General features: G+C 73.4%; 13 protein-coding genes. 6 read left to right on the forward strand and 7 right to left on the reverse strand.

Annotation, left to right across the window (positions count from 1 at the left end):
* Positions 1 to 14 precede the first annotated feature (14 nt).
* A complete protein-coding gene (locus tag ABWI07_RS07700; protein ID WP_235036986.1) occupies positions 15 to 1,454 on the forward strand; it encodes a sensor histidine kinase in 1,440 nt (479 codons plus the stop codon).
* 4 nt (positions 1,455 to 1,458) lie between these two features.
* Here ABWI07_RS07700 and ABWI07_RS07705 read toward each other — a convergent pair whose 3' ends face one another.
* The 7 genes from ABWI07_RS07705 to mfd form a co-directional block, all read right to left on the reverse strand.
* Entirely contained in the window at positions 1,459 to 1,815 is a 357-nt protein-coding gene (locus ABWI07_RS07705; RefSeq protein ID WP_149260954.1) for a tetratricopeptide repeat protein, read from the reverse strand.
* A 63-nt stretch (positions 1,816 to 1,878) separates the two neighbouring features.
* Positions 1,879 to 2,097: a hypothetical protein gene (locus ABWI07_RS07710; RefSeq protein WP_149260955.1), complete on the reverse strand. Its 219-nt coding sequence runs from the start codon at positions 2,095 to 2,097 to the stop codon at positions 1,879 to 1,881.
* Between the two features lie 60 nt (positions 2,098 to 2,157).
* Positions 2,158 to 3,102, reverse strand: coding sequence for an NADP-dependent oxidoreductase (locus ABWI07_RS07715; RefSeq protein ID WP_353818035.1), 945 nt, complete (start codon positions 3,100 to 3,102; stop codon positions 2,158 to 2,160).
* A gap of 102 nt (positions 3,103 to 3,204) precedes the next feature.
* On the reverse strand, positions 3,205 to 5,649 hold the full coding sequence (locus tag ABWI07_RS07720; protein WP_160160989.1) for a penicillin-binding protein: 2,445 nt from the start codon (positions 5,647 to 5,649) through the stop codon (positions 3,205 to 3,207).
* Between the two features lie 70 nt (positions 5,650 to 5,719).
* Positions 5,720 to 6,700, reverse strand: coding sequence for a nucleoside triphosphate pyrophosphohydrolase (gene mazG / locus ABWI07_RS07725; RefSeq protein ID WP_149260956.1), 981 nt, complete (start codon positions 6,698 to 6,700; stop codon positions 5,720 to 5,722).
* 5 nt (positions 6,701 to 6,705) lie between these two features.
* Positions 6,706 to 7,362, reverse strand: coding sequence for a hypothetical protein (locus ABWI07_RS07730; RefSeq protein WP_149260957.1), 657 nt, complete (start codon positions 7,360 to 7,362; stop codon positions 6,706 to 6,708).
* A gap of 54 nt (positions 7,363 to 7,416) precedes the next feature.
* Entirely contained in the window at positions 7,417 to 10,995 is a 3,579-nt protein-coding gene (gene mfd, locus ABWI07_RS07735; RefSeq protein WP_353818036.1) for a transcription-repair coupling factor, read from the reverse strand.
* 237 nt (positions 10,996 to 11,232) lie between these two features.
* Here mfd and ABWI07_RS07740 point away from each other — a divergent pair, with 237 nt between their 5' ends.
* From ABWI07_RS07740 to ABWI07_RS07760, 5 genes are all read left to right on the forward strand, one after another.
* Positions 11,233 to 12,174, forward strand: a complete 942-nt coding sequence (locus ABWI07_RS07740; RefSeq protein ID WP_353818037.1) for a class I SAM-dependent methyltransferase — start codon at positions 11,233 to 11,235, stop codon at positions 12,172 to 12,174.
* A gap of 131 nt (positions 12,175 to 12,305) precedes the next feature.
* Positions 12,306 to 13,775, forward strand: coding sequence for an adenylyl-sulfate kinase (cysC, locus tag ABWI07_RS07745; RefSeq protein WP_353818038.1), 1,470 nt, complete (start codon positions 12,306 to 12,308; stop codon positions 13,773 to 13,775).
* 103 nt (positions 13,776 to 13,878) lie between these two features.
* Positions 13,879 to 14,946, forward strand: coding sequence for a sulfite exporter TauE/SafE family protein (locus ABWI07_RS07750; RefSeq protein ID WP_353818039.1), 1,068 nt, complete (start codon positions 13,879 to 13,881; stop codon positions 14,944 to 14,946).
* The gene (locus ABWI07_RS07755; protein WP_353818040.1) at positions 14,829 to 15,638 is read left to right on the forward strand and encodes a WecB/TagA/CpsF family glycosyltransferase; all 810 of its coding nucleotides are present in this window, start codon (positions 14,829 to 14,831) and stop codon (positions 15,636 to 15,638) included. The genes ABWI07_RS07750 and ABWI07_RS07755 overlap by 118 nt, the downstream gene beginning before the upstream one ends.
* A gap of 89 nt (positions 15,639 to 15,727) precedes the next feature.
* Positions 15,728 to 17,002, forward strand: a complete 1,275-nt coding sequence (locus tag ABWI07_RS07760; RefSeq protein WP_353818041.1) for a hypothetical protein — start codon at positions 15,728 to 15,730, stop codon at positions 17,000 to 17,002.
* Positions 17,003 to 17,045: the final 43 nt, after the last annotated feature.

The raw sequence follows: 17,045 nt of genomic DNA on the forward strand, positions 1-17,045 counted from the left end.
CGGTACTGACATGAGTGCAGCACCACCGGGAGGTCGTCATACGCGCCCGGCTCAGCCGGCCCTCCACGGGCCCGAGCCACTGGATCTGGCGGGCCGTCCTGCGCCACCCGGAGATCCGGTTCCGGGTGACGGTGGCGGCCTCCCTGATCGCCTTCGTGCTGTCGTCGGTGCTGAGCGCGGTACTGCTGGTCCAGGTCCACCAGGACGCCTACGACGACCTTGTCCGGCAGTTGACGCGCAACAACCGGCGGACGGCGACGGCGCTCCAGAAGGGTCAGCTGACCCTGGACATCTCGCCCACCACCGACACCCTGCAGCAGGTGGTGGACCAGCGGGGCGACATACTCGCGGCCACGCCGCGGATGCAGGGCCGCGCCAGGGTCCCGCTCCCGCCGCCGTCGCCGTTCGAGGAGCGCCGGGTCGCCCCCCTCTGCGGCATCGACGCGCCCGGCGCCCGCTGCTTCGTGGTCGTCGAGCGCCGGGTGGGGATCGGGCCGGACGCGGTGTTCATCTACTCGCTGGCTCCCCGGCCGGGGCCGCTGCCGCGCCCGCTCACGGCGGCGCTGCTCCTGTTCTTCGTCCCGTTCGTCACCGGGCTCGCCGGCTACGGGACGTGGCTGTCGGTGAGCCGGGCGCTGCGTCCGGTCGAGGACATCCGCCGGAAGCTGGACGAGATCACCGCGACGGACCTGGAGCGCCGCGTCCCGGCCCCGGCCCGCCGGGACGAGGTGGGCCGGCTCGCCGACAGCGTGAACGCCACCCTGGACCGCCTGGAGGAGGCCGTCGCGCGGCAGCGCGCGTTCGTCTCGGACGTGTCGCACGAGCTGCGCAGCCCGCTCACCGCGCTGCGCATGGAGCTGGAACTGGCGCTCTCGGCCCCCGAGGACGCCGACGTCCCCGCCACGCTGCGCGCCATCCTGCTCAACACCGAGCGGCTGTCGGCCGTGGTGGACGACCTGCTGGCGCTGGCCCGGCTCGACGCCGACCGCGGCTTCTCCCGCGAGCGGGTGGACCTGACCGAGATCACCGACCAGGAGGTGCTGCGCCGCCCCCGCCGCGTCCAGGTGACGGTGCTGGCGGAGGGGCCGGTGACGGTGCGCGGCGGGCGCAGCGAGCTGGGGCGGCTGCTCACCAACCTGATCGACAACGCCGACCGGCACGCCGTCGACGAGGTGACGGTGATCCTGCGCAACGAGCCGCCCGCCACCGCGGTGGTCGAGGTGATCGACGACGGGACGGGCGTGGCGCCGGAGGACCGCGAGCGCGTCTTCGAGCGGTTCGCGCGGCTGGCCGAGGGCCGGCACCGCGACGCCGGCGGCACCGGCCTCGGCCTCGCGATCTCCCGCGACATCGCCGAGGCGCACGGCGGCTCGCTGATCCTCACCGACCGCATCGACGGCGTCCCCGGCGCCCGGTTCGTCCTGCGCCTCCCCCGCGACGAGTCCGCGGACTGACCCGTCAGGCCAGGTCGGCGGCGGTCACGGAGACCTCGACCTGCTCCGCGGGCGCGACGCCCATGGCGCGCGCCAGCTTGCGGAACGCGCGGGCCTCGTCCGGGCGGCTCCGCCGCTCCAGGGTGCGGGCGAGGGCCTCGTGCGCCCAGCCGTTGCCGGGGTCCAGCTCGATCAGCCGGCGGAACGTCTCCTCGGCGGGGCCGAGCTGGGCGCTGTGGAAGTACGCGCGGGCGAGCAGCTCGACCGCGGCGCGGTTGCCCGGGTCGCCGTCGACGATCGGGGCCAGCATGCGCGCCGCGCCCGCGTAGTCCCGGGCGTCGAAGAACAACGTCGCGCGCTCGAACTCCTCGTAGGTGGTCATGCCCACGCAACCGGAGGCCGCCGGGGTTTGTTCCCGGCCGCCTCCGGGCCGCCTCCAGGCCGCTCAGGTCATGCCGAGATCGGCGCGGAGGCGTTCGCGTTCGGCCTCCAGCAGGTCGATCTGCCCCTGCAGCTCCTCGCGCTGGGCGAGGTACTGCCCGGAGTCCACCATGTCCGTGGGGTCGCCGGACGGCGAGGGAAGGTCGGCGCGCAGCCGCGCCAGCGATTCCTCGAGGTCGCGGAGCCGGGCGCGCCGGTCGTCTTCGGGCTCGCTCTCGTTCATGTGCCTCCTCCTCCCGGCTCTGCATGCCCGCACCGCCGCCGTCCTCACCTCCGCGAGGTGTCAGATGCGCAACACGGTCTTGCCGCGCGCGCCGCCGAGCCGGTTGTCGGCGAGGGCGTCGGCCGCCTGCTCCAGCGGTACCTCCCGCTCGACCCGGACGCGCAGCGCGCCCGCGTCGATCAGGTCGGAGAGCCGGTCCAGCAGCTCGGCGGACGGCTCGCCCTTGAAGTTGACGCCGCGCAGCTCTTTGGCCTCCATGGCGTCGGGGTTCACCGCCCAGGTGGTGGTGATGTAGGTGCCGCCCGGCCGGAGCAGCTGCGCGAGGTGCTCGGCCGCCCGGGTGTCGCTGACCATGTCGAGGACGGCGTCGATCCCGTCGGTGTGGACGCCGAGCACCTGCCGGTTGAGGTCGCCGGCCGAGTGGTCGACGGTCTCGTCCGCGCCGAGGCGCCGCATCGTGCCCGCCATGTCGTCGCGGGCGGTCGCGATGACCTTGGCTCCCGCGCGGGCCGCGAGCTGCACGACGCTCTGCCCGACGCCGCCGGTCGCGCCGACCACGAGGACGGTCTGGCCGGTGTCGATCCGCGCCTGCTCGACCATGGCGAGGGCGGTCGCGCTCGCCGTCGGCACCGCCGCCGCCTGCGTGTAGATCATGCCCTCCGGCATCTTCGCGACGGGCCCGTCCTCGCGGACGATCGCGTACTCGGCGTAGCTGCCGAGCCCCCGCTCCACCGCCGCGAAGCACCCGTACACCTGCTCACCGGCCCGCAGCCGGGTCACCCCCTCGCCGGCCTCCTCCACGACGCCCGCGCCGTCCCGGCCGAGGATCAGCGGAAACGGCACGTCGACGGAGTCCTTGAGCATGCCTTCGGCGATCTTCCAGTCCAGCGGGTTGAGCCCCGCGGCGATCACCCGCACCAGGATCTCGCCCGGTCCCGGCTCCGGGCGCGGCAGGTTCATCGGCGCCGGGGTGGCCCCGTACTCCGACACGGCGATGGCTCGCATGGCGATTCGTCCCCCGAAACGATCAGTGCGGGTGTCCGTCCCCGCTGTCGATCTCCCCGAACCGATCTACCCGGCAGCCGGACGATCACACGTCGACCCAGGTCAGGCGGGGGCCTGCTGGGCGGGGTCGCCGGGCGCCGGGACGACCGGGCCGGTGGGCAGGCCGCCTCCCCGCCGCTGCTTGTCCTGCTTGCGCTTGGCGCCCTTGCTGATGTGCAGCGTGATGGTGTCGCCGGGCTCGGCCGACGTCGGCGACATGCCGGCGACCGTCCCCTTCGGGAACCGGCGGGACTCGACGGGCGCGCCCACCCGCGCCTTGAAGCCCGCGGCGCGGAGCCGGGCCACGGCCTCGCTCGGCTTCATGCCGCGCACGTCGGGCACCTTGGCCCGGTCCTCGCCGGAGCCCCTGCTGAAGAAGTGCGACGGGGGCCGGTGGAACGAGGTCGGGTCGGTGTGCGAGAGCGCCCCGAGCATGCTCTGCTGCCAGATCGGCGCCGGGATCGTCGCCCCGAACACGGCGCCGTAGCACCGGCCGTCCATGCACAGGTTCTCCATCGGGTGCTTGTAGCCGCCGCGCGGGTCGCCGACCCACACCGCCGCCGCGAGGTCCGGGGTGTACCCGGCGAACCAGGCGGCGGAGAAGTTGTCGACGGTCCCGGTCTTGCCGGCGGCGTCGCGGCCGAGGCCCATGCCGCGCGCGGTCCCCTTGGTCAGGACGCCTCGCAGGACGTAGTTGACGGCGTCCGCGACGCCCTCGTCGAGCGCCTGCTCGCAGTGCCGGCCCGGGACCTTCAGCCGGTGGCCGGAGGCGTCGCGGATCTCCCGGATCGCGACCGGCTCGCAGTAGCGGCCGCGGGCGCCGAACGCCGCGTAGGCCGCCGCCAGCCGCAGCGGCGAGACGGGGTTGAAGCCCAGCGTGAACGACGGGTACTGCTCCAGCGCCTTGCCGTTCGCCTGCTTCATCCCGAGCCGCTCGGCCATCCTGACGGTGTCGCAGAGGCCGACCTTCTTCTCCAGGGCGAGGAAGAACGTGTTGACCGAGTGGTGCGTCCCGGTGACGAGGCTGAACTGCTTGCCGCCCTCGCCGTCGGCGGAGTTGCGCAGGGACGCCGACGGGTCGCCGACGCGGTCGCCGTCGCAGTTGCGGTAGCCGACCGGCGTGTACGCGCGCGGCGCCATCAGCCGGGTGCCGAACGGCAGCCCCTCGTCCAGCGCGGCGGCCAGCGTGAACGCCTTGAACGTCGACCCGGCCTGCATGCCGATGCTGGAGCCGTGGCTGGCGTCGGCGGCGAAGTTGATCCACGTCTTGCCGCGGTCCCGGTCGGGGCCGAGCCGGCGGTCCACGGCCATCGCCTTGATCTCGCCGGTGCCCGGCTCGACCATCGCCTCGGCGGCGGCCTTGTGCGCGGAGTTCTTCGGCGGGACGTGCCCGTCGACGGCGCGCTGCGCGGCCTTCTGCGCCCGCCTGTCCAGGGTGGTGCGGATCGTCAGGCCGCCGCGCTTGAGCAGCTTCTCGCGGTCCAGCTGCGTCTTCCCGAACACCGGGTCGGTGAGGATCTCGCGCTGGACGTAGTCGCAGAAGAACGGGGCCTTGCTGGTGACGCAGCCGCTGCGGACGTTGTCGACGTCCAGCTTGAGGGGCTCCCGCTTGGCCTCGTCCGCCTTGGCCTGGTCGATCCAGCCGAGCTCGGCCATCCGGGTCAGGACGGTGTCGCGGCGCTCCCGGGCCGCCCCGGGGTGCCGGATCGGGTCGTAGGCGTAGGGGTAGCGGACGACGCCGGCGAGCAGCGCCGCCTCGGGCAGCGTGAGCTGGGAGGCGTGCTTGGAGAAGTAGTGCCGCGACGCCGCCTCGACGCCGTAGGCGCCGTCGCCGTAGTAGGCGATGTTCAGGTAGCGGCGCAGGATCTCGTCCTTGCTGAACTTCTTCTCCAGCGCCACCGCGTACTTCAGCTCGCGGATCTTGCGGGCGGCCGAGACCTCCCGCGCCTCCCGCCGCTCGGCGTCGGAGTCGGCCTGGGTGAGCAGCAGGTTCTTCACGTACTGCTGGGTGATGCCGGAGCCGCCCTGCGTCACCTGGCCGCTGCTGAGGTTGCTGGCGAGCGCCCGCAGCGTGCCCTGCGCGTCGATGGCGCCGTGCTCGTAGAACCGGCTGTCCTCGATCGCCAGCACCGCCTGGCGCACCACCGGGGCGATCTTCTCCAGCGGGACGTCGACCCGGTTCTGGTAGAAGAACGTGGCGATGGTGGTGCCGTCCGCGGCGAGGATCTTCGAGCGCTGCGGGACGCCGGAGGTCGACAGTCCGTCCGGCTCGGCCTCGAACCAGCCGGCGGCGTCGCGGGCGCCGACGCCCGCCGTGCACGCGGTCGGCAGCAGCAGGAGCGCGACGAGCAGGCCGGCCAGCCCGCCGAAGGCGCCGAGGCCGCGCACCGCGCGGGCCTTCTCGGCACGGGTCGTCGACGAGGTGAGCAGGCGTCGCGGGCGAGGGCGCCGCGCCGCCGGGACCCCGCTCCCGGTATCCCCTGCGTCGCTTCCGGGCTCGGTCGGCACGCGCTCAGAGTAGACGCGGCATCTCGCGCGGGCCACCCCATCGGCGAGGTTTCGCCCATTATCCCCCGATTCAGGGGTCGCGTCGCTCCCGCCGCTCCCACGCTCGGACACGCTCGCGGAATACCCGCGAAACGGCGCGCAACTCGGCCTCCGCGTCCACACCCCGCTCACCGGCCTCCCGGACCAGCGCGAACAGCCGTCCGCCGAACTCGGCCCCGGCCTCGTCCGCCAGGCCGTCGGCGAGGGCGGCCGGCGCGCCGATGCGCCCGGCGCGGCGCTGCAGCTGCGCCGCCAGCGACAGCGCGGGCTGGCCCATCGGCACCCCGTCGAGCGCCGAGGCGTCCGCGCCGCTCTTCTCCGCCCGCTCGGCCGCCTTGATCTGCTCCCAGTTGGCGTTGACCTCGTCGGCGCCGGAGACGGTGACGTCCCCGAACACGTGCGGGTGCCGCCGGACGAGCTTGTCGACGATCGCGCCCGCCACGTCGTCGATCGTGAACGCGGTCCCGTCGTCGCGCTCGGCGGCCACCACCGAGTGGAACGCCACCTGCATCAGCACGTCGCCCAGCTCCTCGCGGAGCGCGCCGTAGTCGCCCTCCTCGACGGTGTCGAGGACCTCGTAGGCCTCCTCCAGCAGGTACGGGACGAGGGTGGCGTGCGTCTGCTTGCGGTCCCACGGGCATTCGCGGCGCAGCGTGTCCATCACCGAGACCAGGTCGAGCAGCCGCGCGCCGGGCAGGTCGTAGGAGCCGTGCAGCACCTCGACGTCCAGCGGGTCGTCGACGACGAGCGCCCCGATCTCGCGCATCAGCGCCTCGTCGCCCTCGGGCGCGGCCACCCACAGCACGTCCGCGGCGCGGGCGTCGGCGACCAGCAGGGCCGGGTCGGGGGCGTCCACGAGGTCCGGGACGACGCCCGCGTCCAGGAGCGCGGGCAGCAGCGGATGCCCGCCCCGGAGCCGGACGGCGTCCGCCGACCGGAGCGCGTCCCAGGCCCGCCACGACAGCAGGCCCGGCGCGACGCGGTGGGTGGTCGCGAGCAGGGTGAGGCTCATGCGCCTCAGATACCCGAATCGGGGCTGGACAGCCGGTACACGATCGGGGCGACCTCGAACCTGGCGGGGTCGTAGTGCCCGTAGCGCGGGTTCACCTCGATGTGCATCCCGGCGGCGGTGCGCTGGAACAGCTCGTTCCACTGCCGGCCGGCCTGCTGCGTCGCCGGGCTCAGCCGGTTGTTCAGGTCGGCGCCGAACCGCTGCATGACCGCGAGCTGCGTGGCCACGAGCCGGGCCAGGTCGCGGGCGTGCGCGCGGGGCAGCCCGCTCGCCAGCGTGATCGACTGGGCCCCGCCCTGGTGGTCCAGGGCCTGGAGGGCGCCGTCGACCTGCCCTCCGGTGACCTCCACCCCCGCCCGCCGCGCCACCCGGTCGGCGACCCGGAAGTTGATCAGCAGGGTGAGTGCGCCCTGCAGGTCGGACTCGGAGTCGCCGGCGAGCTGCGGCGCCGGGCCCGCCGGGTTCGCGCGCAGCTCGTTGGCCGCCGGGTCCGCGCGGAACTGCGCGCGCCAGTCGCGGACGGTCTGGCTGAGCGTGCTGACGGTGATGCGGTCGTCGCCGACGAGTGCGGCGGTGCCGACCTTCGGGGAGCCGCCGCAGCCGGCCAGCGCGCCGGCCGCCAGCACGGCCGCCACCGCTGCCTTCACGGACTTACCAGGCACGGATTCCTCGTCTCGTCGCTCGGTCGAATATCGCCCTATCGGGGCGGCGCCAGCCTAGCGCCGCGCCGGGGACTCCAGGAACAGCGCGTCCACCAGGTCGGTCGCCCATTTCAGCAGCTCCTGGTCGCGCAGCGGACGGCCGCCGAGCGGCGCGGTCTTAGGCGCGGGCACCAGCAGGGTGTCGGTCGCCGGCTTCAGGATGCTCTTCGGGTACAGCCGCTGGAGCCGCACCTGCTTGGAGTCGGGCAGGTGCACGGGCATGAACTTGACGAAGTTGCCCTGCAGGGTGACGTCGGTCAGCCCCGCCTTGCGGGCCTTGGCCCGGAACCGGGCGACCTCCAGCAGGTTCAGCACCGGGACGGGCAGCGGCCCGAACCGGTCCTTCAGCTCCTCGTGCACGGCGCCGATCTCGTCCTCGGACGTGATCGCGGCGATCCGCCGGTAGGCGTCCAGCCGGAGCCGCTCGCCCGGCACGTACTCGTGCGGCAGGTGCGCGTCGACGGGCAGCTCGACCTTCGTCTCGACGGCCTCGGGCTCGCCGCCGCCCTCCTTCAGCTCCCGCACCGCCTCGCCGACCATCCGGACGTACAGGTCGAACCCGACGCCCGCGACGTGCCCGGACTGCTCGGCGCCGAGGATGTTGCCCGCGCCGCGGATCTCCAGGTCCTTCATCGCGACGTACATGCCGGCGCCGACCTCGGTGTGCTGCGCCAGCGTCGCGAGCCGCTCGTGCGCGGTCTCGGTGAGCGGCTGCTCCGGCTGGTAGAGGAAGTAGGAGTAGGCCCGCTCCCGGCCGCGCCCGACGCGCCCGCGCAGCTGGTGGAGCTGCGACAGCCCGTACATGTCGGCGCGGTCGACGATGAGGGTGTTGGCGTTCGGCACGTCCAGCCCGGACTCCACGATCGTGGTCGCGACGAGGACGTCGTGGTTCTTCTCCCAGAAGTCGACCATGACCTTCTCGAGCTCGTTCTCGTTCATCTGGCCGTGCGCGACCGCGATCCGCGCCTCCGGGACGAGCCGCGCCAGGTTCGCCGCCACCTTGTTGATGGACCGGACCCGGTTGTGCACGAAGAACACCTGGCCCTCGCGCAGCAGCTCGCGCCTGATCGCCGCGGCGATCTGCTTCTCCTCGTACGGGCCGACGAACGTCAGGACGGGGTGCCGCTCCTCCGGCGGGGTGAGGATCGTCGACATCTCCCGGATGCCGGTGAGGCCCATCTCCAGCGTCCGCGGGATCGGCGTCGCGGACATGGCGAGCACGTCCACCTGCGTCCGGAGCCGCTTCAGCTCCTCCTTGTGCTCGACGCCGAACCGCTGCTCCTCGTCGATGATCACCAGGCCGAGGTTCTTGAACCGGGTCTGCGAGGACAGGATCCGGTGCGTGCCGACCACGACGTCCACCGAGCCCTCCGACAGCCCGCGCAGCGTCTCCTCGATCTCCTTGTCGGACTGGAACCGGCTGATCGGCCGCACCGTGACGGGGAACGCCGCGAACCGCTCGCTGAACGTCGACATGTGCTGCTGCACCAGCAGCGTCGTCGGCACCAGCACCGCGACCTGCCGCCCGTCCTGGACGGCCTTGAACGCCGCCCGCACGGCGATCTCGGTCTTGCCGTAGCCGACGTCGCCGCAGATGAGCCGGTCCATCGGGACGGACCGCTCCATGTCGCCCTTCACCTCGTCGATGGCGGCGAGCTGGTCGGGCGTCTCGTTGTAGGGGAACGCGTCCTCCAGCTCCCGCTGCCACGGGGTGTCGGGCGCGAACGCGTGGCCGGGGCTCGCCATCCGCGCCGAGTACAGCCGGATCAGCTCCCCGGCGATCTGCTTGACCGCCTTGCGGGCGCGGGACTTGGCCTTCTGCCAGTCGGCGCCGCCGAGCCGGTGCAGGCTGGGCGCCTCGCCGCCGACGTACCGGGTGAGCTCCTCCAGCTGGTCGGTCGGGACGAACAGCCGGTCGCTCTTGGCGTACTCCAGGATCAGGTACTCGCGGGTGGCGCCCTGCACCGTCCGGCTGACCATCTCCACGTAGCGCCCCACGCCGTGCTGCTCGTGCACGACGTAGTCGCCCGGCTTGAGCTGGAGCGGGTCGATGCCGCCGCGCCGCCGCGACGGCATGCGCCGCATGTCGCGGGTGGACGACTTCTGCCCCGACAGGTCGGTCTCGGTCAGCACCGCGAGCTTGACCGACTCCCAGATGAACCCGCTCTCCAGCAGCCCGGTCGTGACGGTGACCACCGACGGCTCGGGCGGCTCGGCGAGGTCGGCGAGCCGGGCTCCGACGCCCTCCTCCCGGGCGAGCTGGACGAGGCGCTCGGCGGGCCCGTGCCCGGCGGTGACCAGCGCCACGCGCCAGCCGCCGTCCGTCCAGCCCTTGAGGTCGCCGACGACGCGGGAGGTGTCGCCGCGGTACGCCTCCGCGGCCTGCACGCCGAGGCTCAGCGCCTCCGCGCCGCCGCCCTCGTGCCCGCCGTCGGGGAGCTCGCCGGCCGCGCCGCCCGCCGCGAGCGGGTTCAGCGCCGTCACGCTCCACCGCGGCAGCCCCAGCTCCGCGCTGTGCGCGCGGACCTCCTCCAGGGAGCGGAACGCCGCGGCGCCGAGGTCGATCGGCGCCTCTCCCCCGGCGGCGGCGTTGACCCAGCTCGCCTCCAGGAACTCCTGGCTCGTGCGGACCATCTCCACCGACCGGGTGCGGATCCGCTCGGGCTCGCAGACCAGCAGCGCCGACCCGTCCGGCAGCAGGTCGGTCAGCAACTCCATGCTGTCGGCGAGGACGGGCGAGAACGCCTCCATGCCCTCGACGGTGTCGCCGTCGGCGATCCGGCCGAGGATCTCCTCCAGTGCCGGGTGCTCCTCGGCGAGCAGCTTCGCGCGCTCGCGCACCTTGTCCGTCAGCGGCAGCTCGCGGCACGGCGGCGCCCACAGCCCGGCCTGCGCGACCTCCAGGGAGCGCTGGTCGGCGGCCTTGAAGTAGCGGATCTCCTCGACGGTGTCGCCCCAGAACTCCACCCGGAGCGGGTGCTCCTCGGTCGGCGGGAACACGTCGAGGATCCCGCCGCGCACCGCGATCTCGCCGCGCTTCTCCACCAGGTCGACGCGGTGGTACCCGGCGTCCACCAGGCTCCGGACCGTGTCGTCCATGTCGGCGTCCTCGCCGGAGGCGAGCCGCACCGGCTCCAGGTCGGCGAGCCCTGACACGATCGGCTGGAGCACCGCGCGGACCGGCGTCACCACGACGTCCAGCACGCCGCCCTTGGCCGATCCGTCCTCGCCGGGCGGGCCGCCCGCGCCCGGGTGGACGAGGCGGCGCAGCACCGCGAGCCGCTGCCCCACCGTGTCCGAGCGCGGCGACAGCTTCTCGTGCGGCAGCGTCTCCCACGCCGGGAAGTGCGCGACGCGGTCGGGGGCGAGCAGGCTCGACAGCGCGGCGGTCAGGTCCTCCGCCTCGCGGCCGGTCGCGGTCACCGCGAGCACGACGCCGCCGCCGTCCTCGCGGAGGCGGCGGCTCAGGGCGGCGGCCAGGATCGGCCACAGCGCCGGGGGCGCCACGATCTCGGTGTCCGAACGCGCCCGCGAGAGCGCGTGCCGCAGACCGGGGTCGGTGCACGCAAGGTCAACAAGTCCAGAAAGCGTCATTATTCGCCCGATTTTTCGCCGCTACTTCGCCGCTCACCCCGAGGCAGGGCAGCCCGAAAACCCGGAATCCCAGCGGACCCCGGTATCGCGTACCAGGGTACGCGCCCTGGACCGCACCCGTTCGACCGCCGCTGAAGCGCCCTTGAAGGCCCCAGCGCGTGGTCAGGGCGACACGGGCGCCGCCAAGAAAAGGCAAATAGGGGACGGAGCGCATCCGGACGATTACGCTGCGAGACTGTGACCGATCTGCGTACGCCGCCGGTCAACGACGGCGATCTCTTCTCAGAACGCGCCCGCCAGTACGCCCTAGAGAAGCCCCTGCAGCGGATCCACATCCTCGAAGCGGGCTGCGGCTGGGGGACGGGCCTGGACCTCGGCGGCCGCGAATGCGACGTCACCGGGGTCGACATGGAGTCCCCGGAGCTGCGCGCCTACACCTGCGAGCGGCCCGACCTCGACACCTGGCACCTCGGCGACCTGCGCACCGTCCCGCTGCCGCCGCGCGCCTTCGACATCGTCCACGCCACGTACCTGATCGAGCGCGTCCCGCACGCCGAGCTGGTCCTCGACCGGTTCGTGGCCGCGCTGAAGCCCGGCGGGCTGCTGCTGGTGCACATGCGCGACCGCGACACCGCGTTCGGGTTCCTGGACCGCACGCTCCCACGGTGGCTGCGCGCGTCCGGCCGGAGGCGCCGCCCCCGTACCGGGCGCCCCCCGGTCGCGGACCGCCGGGGCCGGGCCCGCGGCGCCCACGCCCGCGTCCCGTACCCGGTGGGCGCCGACGGGGCCGGGCCCGCCGGCGCCGAGCAGGCCCCGGCGGGAGAGCCCCCGCCCGTGCCCGCGGCACGGGAGCCCGAGGGGGCCGGGCCGGCGCCGGCCGCCGCCGCGCCCCGCCCGGTGCCGGTCATCCGGACGAGCCCGCCGCCCGCCATCTACGACCGGGTCGCGTCCCTGGCGGGCATGCGCTGGTACTGCGTCATGCGGGGGCTGGTCATCGCCGAGGAGTACACCTCAAGGCAGTCCCTCGACGCCCTGCCGCGCTTCGGGGCCGGAACTGGCCTCGCCGACCTGCTGTGCCGGCTGGTGTCGGCGGCAGGCCGGGGCCGCCTCACCGCCGACCACAGCGAGGTCACCTTCGTCATCCGCAAACCCGAGAACCGTTTCGCACGGGTCATCTGAGCGGAGGGGACGATGCGTCCGAGCCGGGGCGGACGTGCGCGCGGTCCGGACGGGGCAGTATTTTTCCTGCGTATACCCCTGCTCGACACGGACGAGCCCGGCCCCGCGGCCGGGCGGGATCGGAGATCGCGGTGACCGTCGAAGCCGGCCTTCCCGACACGCTGCGCGACCTGCCCGCCTGGACGCCGGACCCGGTCGAGCTCGCCGACCTCGAACTGATCCTGGCGGGCGTCCACCGCCCGCTGACGGGCTTCCTCGGCTCGTTCGACACCGCCATGGTGATCGCCGGGGGGCGGCTCGCGGACGGCACCCCGTGGCCGGTCCCGGTCACGCTCACGGTCCCCAAGGACCTGACCGGTCATGAGCGGATCGTCCTGCAGGACCCCGAGGGCGTGCCGCTCGCGGTGCTGAAGGTCGGCGAGGCGTGGCAGGACCCGACCACCCAGGCGTGGCGGCTCGCCGGACCGCTGGAGGCGCTCCGCGCCCCCGCGCACGGACCGTTCCACCGCCTGCGCCGCCGCCCCGACGAGCTGGACGCGTTCGAGGGCAGCGTGCTGGCGGTGGCCACCCGGGAGCCCCTGCACCGCAAGCAGCTCGGCCAGCTCCGCCAGGTCGCCGAGCGGCTCGCCGCGAAGGTGCTCGTCCTGCCGCTGCTGGGCGGCGAGCACGACGAGTCCCTCGTCCGGGCGCTGCTGGGCGTCCGCAAGGAGCTGCCGGAGGGCACCCAGATCATCCCCGTGCCGCTGCCCGCGCGCGGCGACCGGGAGCGCGACGTCCTGCTCCACGCGCACGTCGCGGCGGCCTACGGCGCCACCCACCTGCTCGCGGAGCGGGAGATGGAGGACACCGCCATCCCGCTCGTCGTGCCGGAGCCGTGGGCCTACGACGCCGACGTGGAGGTCTGGCGGCCCGTCGCGCGCATCGAGCCCGACCACGTCCAGGCCGAGCTGACCCCCGAGCGGCTGAACGAGCTGCTCGACGCGGGCGAGCCCGTCCCCGACTGGTTCACCCCGCCCGCCGTCGCCGCCGAGCTGGCGCTGGCGCGCCCGCCGAAGCGCTCGCGCGGCATCACGGTGTTCTTCACCGGCCTGTCCGGCTCCGGGAAGTCCACGGTCGCGCGCGCCCTGGCCGACGCGCTGGTGGAGCGCGGCGGCCGGACGGTCACGCTCCTGGACGGCGACGTCGTCCGGCGGATGCTGTCGGCGGGCCTCACGTTCTCCCGCGCCGACCGCGACCTCAACATCCGCCGCATCGGCTTCGTCGCCGCCGAGATCACCCGGCACGGCGGCACCGCCATCTGCGCGCCGATCGCCCCCTACGCGGCCACGCGCGCCGAGGTGCGCCGGATGGTGTCCGCCGTGGGCGACTTCATCCTCGTGCACGTGGCGACGCCGCTGGAGGAGTGCGAGCGCCGCGACCGCAAGGGCCTGTACGCCAAGGCCCGCGCCGGCCAGATCCCCGAGTTCACCGGGATCTCCGACCCCTACGAGGAGCCGGACGACGCCGACCTGACGCTCGACACCTCCCGGCTGACGCCGGACGAGGCGGTCGCCCAGGTCCTCGACCTGCTGGTCGACGGCGGCTGGGTGCGACCGGAGTAGCCTCCCCCGCCCCATTCGTCCCTTCCCACCCTGACTTACCTGATCTGGGGGGCGTCGCCTATGGTGTTAACCATATTTCCTACATGACAGGTAGGCCATGCCGATGGACTTCGATTGGACGATGGCGCTCGGCTCGTTCCTCGTCGCCATCATCGTGGGACTGACCGGTATGGGCGGCGGCGCCCTGATGACGCCCATGCTCGTGACCTTCTTCGGGGTGAGCCCGCTCGCCGCCGTCTCCAGCGACCTGGTCGCCGCGGCCGTGATGAAGCCGGTCGGCAGCGCCGTCCACTACCGGCAGGGCACGATCAACATGCGGCTGGTCGGCTGGCTGTGCGCGGGCTCGGTGCCCGCCGCCTTCTCCGGCGTCCTGCTGGCCCGCGCGCTCGGCCACGGGCACTCCGTCGAGAACGTCATCGGCAAGGCGATGGGCGTCGCCCTGATGATCGCCGCCGCCGGACTCGTGCTGCGCGGCTACCTCGCCTACCGGGGGCGCTCCGGACCGGCCGGGGGCGACGGCGGCCGGACCCCCGAGATCGCGGTCCGCCCCGTCCCGACCGTGCTGATCGGCGCCGTCGGCGGACTCGTCGTCGGCGTCACCTCGGTCGGCTCCGGCTCCCTGATCATCGTCGCGCTGCTCGCCCTCTACCCGACGCTCAAGGCCAACCAGCTCGTCGGCACGGACCTGCTCCAGGCCGTCCCGCTGGTCTTCGCGGCCGCCATCGGCCATCTGCTGTTCGGCGACTTCCGGATGGAGGTCACCGCCGCCCTGCTCGTCGGCTCCGTCCCCGGCGTCTACCTCGGCTCCCGGATCTCCTCCCGCGCCCCGAGCGCCCTGATCCGGCGCGTGCTGACCCTCGTGCTGGTCGCCTCCTCCTTGAAGATGCTCGGAGTCGGCCCCGCTCCCCTCGCCTGGACCATGACCGTCCTCACCTCCGCCACGGTCGCCGCCTGGCTCGTCCTCCGCCGCCGCGCCGCTCCGAACCGGGATACGCTGCCCTCCCCGGCCGTTTCCCCCGGCATCGCCGGCGCTTCAGGAGAGCAGAACGAGACGTGGACCAACGATGGCCGCACGACACCGTGGACGTCCTCGGCGTACGGGTCAGCCGCGCGGACGTCGCGCAGTTCCGGTCCTTCGTGGCGGCGGCCGTCAAGGAGCGGTCCAAACTGACGGTCACCTTCGCCAACCCCGACTACGTCCTCAAGGCGCAGAAGGATCCGGCGCTGCGCGACCTGATGAACGGCTTCGACCTCGACCTCCCGGACGGCTGGGGCGTCGTGCTGGCCGCGAAGGTCTTCGGCCGCCCCGTCCCCGGCCGGATGGCCAACGACGACCTCACCGACGACCTGTTCGGCCAGCCGGCCGAGGAGGGCTGGCGCGTCTTCCTGTTCGGCAACGCCCCCGGCGTCGCCGAGGCCGCCGCCGCGAACCTCCGCGCGTGGTACCCGGGCCTGGAGATCGCGGGCACCCTGCACGGCCACTGGGCGGACGGGCAGGGCCGCATCCCCGCCGAGACCGCCGAGCGCCTCGTCGCCGAGATCAACGAGGCGGCCCCGGACATCCTGCACGTCGGCCTCGGCACGCCGCTCCAGCAGCGGTTCGTCACCGAGTACCGCGACCGGCTCACCGCGCCGGTCATCATCACCTGCGGCGCCTACTTCGAGCACCTGGCCGAACGGCGCGACTACTACCCGGCCTGGGTCCTGAAGCTGCGCGTCGGCTTCCTCTACCGCCTGGCGCGCGAGCCACGCCGCCTCTGGCGCCGCTACACCGTCGAACTGGGCGCCTACCTCGCACGCGTGCTCTACCATCGCCTGCGCCACGGCAAGGCGCCCTCCGGTCGAGCCGCATCGCTCTCATAACGCACTCCACCGGAAGCCCTTCTCCCAATACAGCGATGTGGTAGGACAAGATGCCATCAGACTCCCCGGCCGCACTCCGGAGAACCTTCATGCGCCCCACCCTCGCCCGCCTCACGGCCACCGCACTCGCGGCGCTCGCCGTCCCCGCCGCCACGGGCACGGCCGCCTTCGCCGACCTCGCCCAGCCGGCGGTCGTCTCCGCCAACCCGGTGAACAACACCCCGCACGTGCTGGACGGCACCGTCCGCGCCATCACCGTCGTCGGGAACTGGGTCGTCGTCGGCGGGAACTTCGAGGAGGTCCGCGAGGCCGGCAGCGGCAAGAAGACGCTCAAGCGGCACAACCTGTTCGCCTACGACATGCGGACGGGGAAGATCAGCACGGCCTTCGTCCCGAAGGTCAACGGGACCGTCCACGCGCTGCAGCCCGGGTCCAGTGACTGGATCTACGCCGCCGGGACGTTCACGACCGTCAACGGCGTCAAGACCGGCACGGTCACCGCGCTCAAGGTCTCGACCAACAAGGTCCACACCGGCTTCAAGCCCAACGTGAACTACCGGGTGAACACCATGGTGGTGCGCGGCTCCCGGCTCTACATCGGCGGTTCCTTCACCAAGGCGGGCGGCAAGGCGCGCACCGCGATCGCGCGGGTCGACAGGCTCACGGGCGTGGCCGACAACGGGTTCAACTTCAGCATCACCCAGCCCCGCGCCGGCGACCTCAAGGTGTACCGGATGGCGGTCGACCCCACCGACACCCGCATGGTGATCAACGGGACGTTCACCCGCGTGAACGGCCAGCGCCGGGTCCAGATCGCGATGATCAACCTGGGCAAGGGCACCGCGAAGCTGTCGACCTGGTCGACCGAGCGGTACGCCTCGCCCTGCAACCTCGCCGCGTTCGACACCTACATGCGCGGCATGGACTTCTCACCCGACGGCAAGTACTTCGTGGTCGTCACCACGGGCGGCCCCTACGGCCAGACCCAGATGTGCGACACGGCCGCCCGCTGGGAGTCGTCCCGCACCGGGTCCGGGCAGAAGCCGACCTGGGTCAACTGGACGGGCGGCGACACGCTGCTGTCCACCTCGGTGACCGGCTCCGCCGTCTACGTCGGCGGGCACCAGCGCTGGCTGGACAACCCCTACGGGCACGACTCCGCCGGCCCCGGCGCCGTGTCGCGCCCCGGCATCGGCGCGCTCAACCCCAAGACCGGCAAGGCGCTGGCGTGGAACCCCACGCGGACGCTCGGTCACGGTGTCGAGACGCTGGTCGCCCACCCGAAGGGGCTGCTCGTCGGCAGCGACACCGACCAGCTCGGCCACGAGTACCACGGCCGCCTCGGGATGTTCCCCGCGGGCTGAGCCGCGAGTCGTGGTGAGATAGGAACGGGGCCATTCTGCGGGG

The organism is Actinomadura sp. NPDC000600 (assembly GCF_040492135.1).
In the GTDB taxonomy this organism is placed as follows: Bacteria; Actinomycetota; Actinomycetes; order Streptosporangiales; family Streptosporangiaceae; genus Spirillospora.

Bases quoted from the DNA above. Each gene is read 5' to 3' on its own strand.
- mazG (WP_149260956.1), bottom strand. From the start codon at position 6,700: ATGAGCCTCACCCTGCTCGCGACCACCCACCGCGTCGCGCCGGGCCTG.
- ABWI07_RS07705 (WP_149260954.1), bottom strand. From the start codon at position 1,815: ATGACCACCTACGAGGAGTTCGAGCGCGCGACGTTGTTCTTCGACGCC.
- ABWI07_RS07750 (WP_353818039.1), top strand. From the start codon at position 13,879: ATGGACTTCGATTGGACGATGGCGCTCGGCTCGTTCCTCGTCGCCATC.
- mfd (WP_353818036.1), bottom strand. From the start codon at position 10,995: ATGACGCTTTCTGGACTTGTTGACCTTGCGTGCACCGACCCCGGTCTG.
- ABWI07_RS07715 (WP_353818035.1), bottom strand. From the start codon at position 3,102: ATGCGAGCCATCGCCGTGTCGGAGTACGGGGCCACCCCGGCGCCGATG.
- ABWI07_RS07710 (WP_149260955.1), bottom strand. From the start codon at position 2,097: ATGAACGAGAGCGAGCCCGAAGACGACCGGCGCGCCCGGCTCCGCGAC.
- ABWI07_RS07760 (WP_353818041.1), top strand. From the start codon at position 15,728: ATGCGCCCCACCCTCGCCCGCCTCACGGCCACCGCACTCGCGGCGCTC.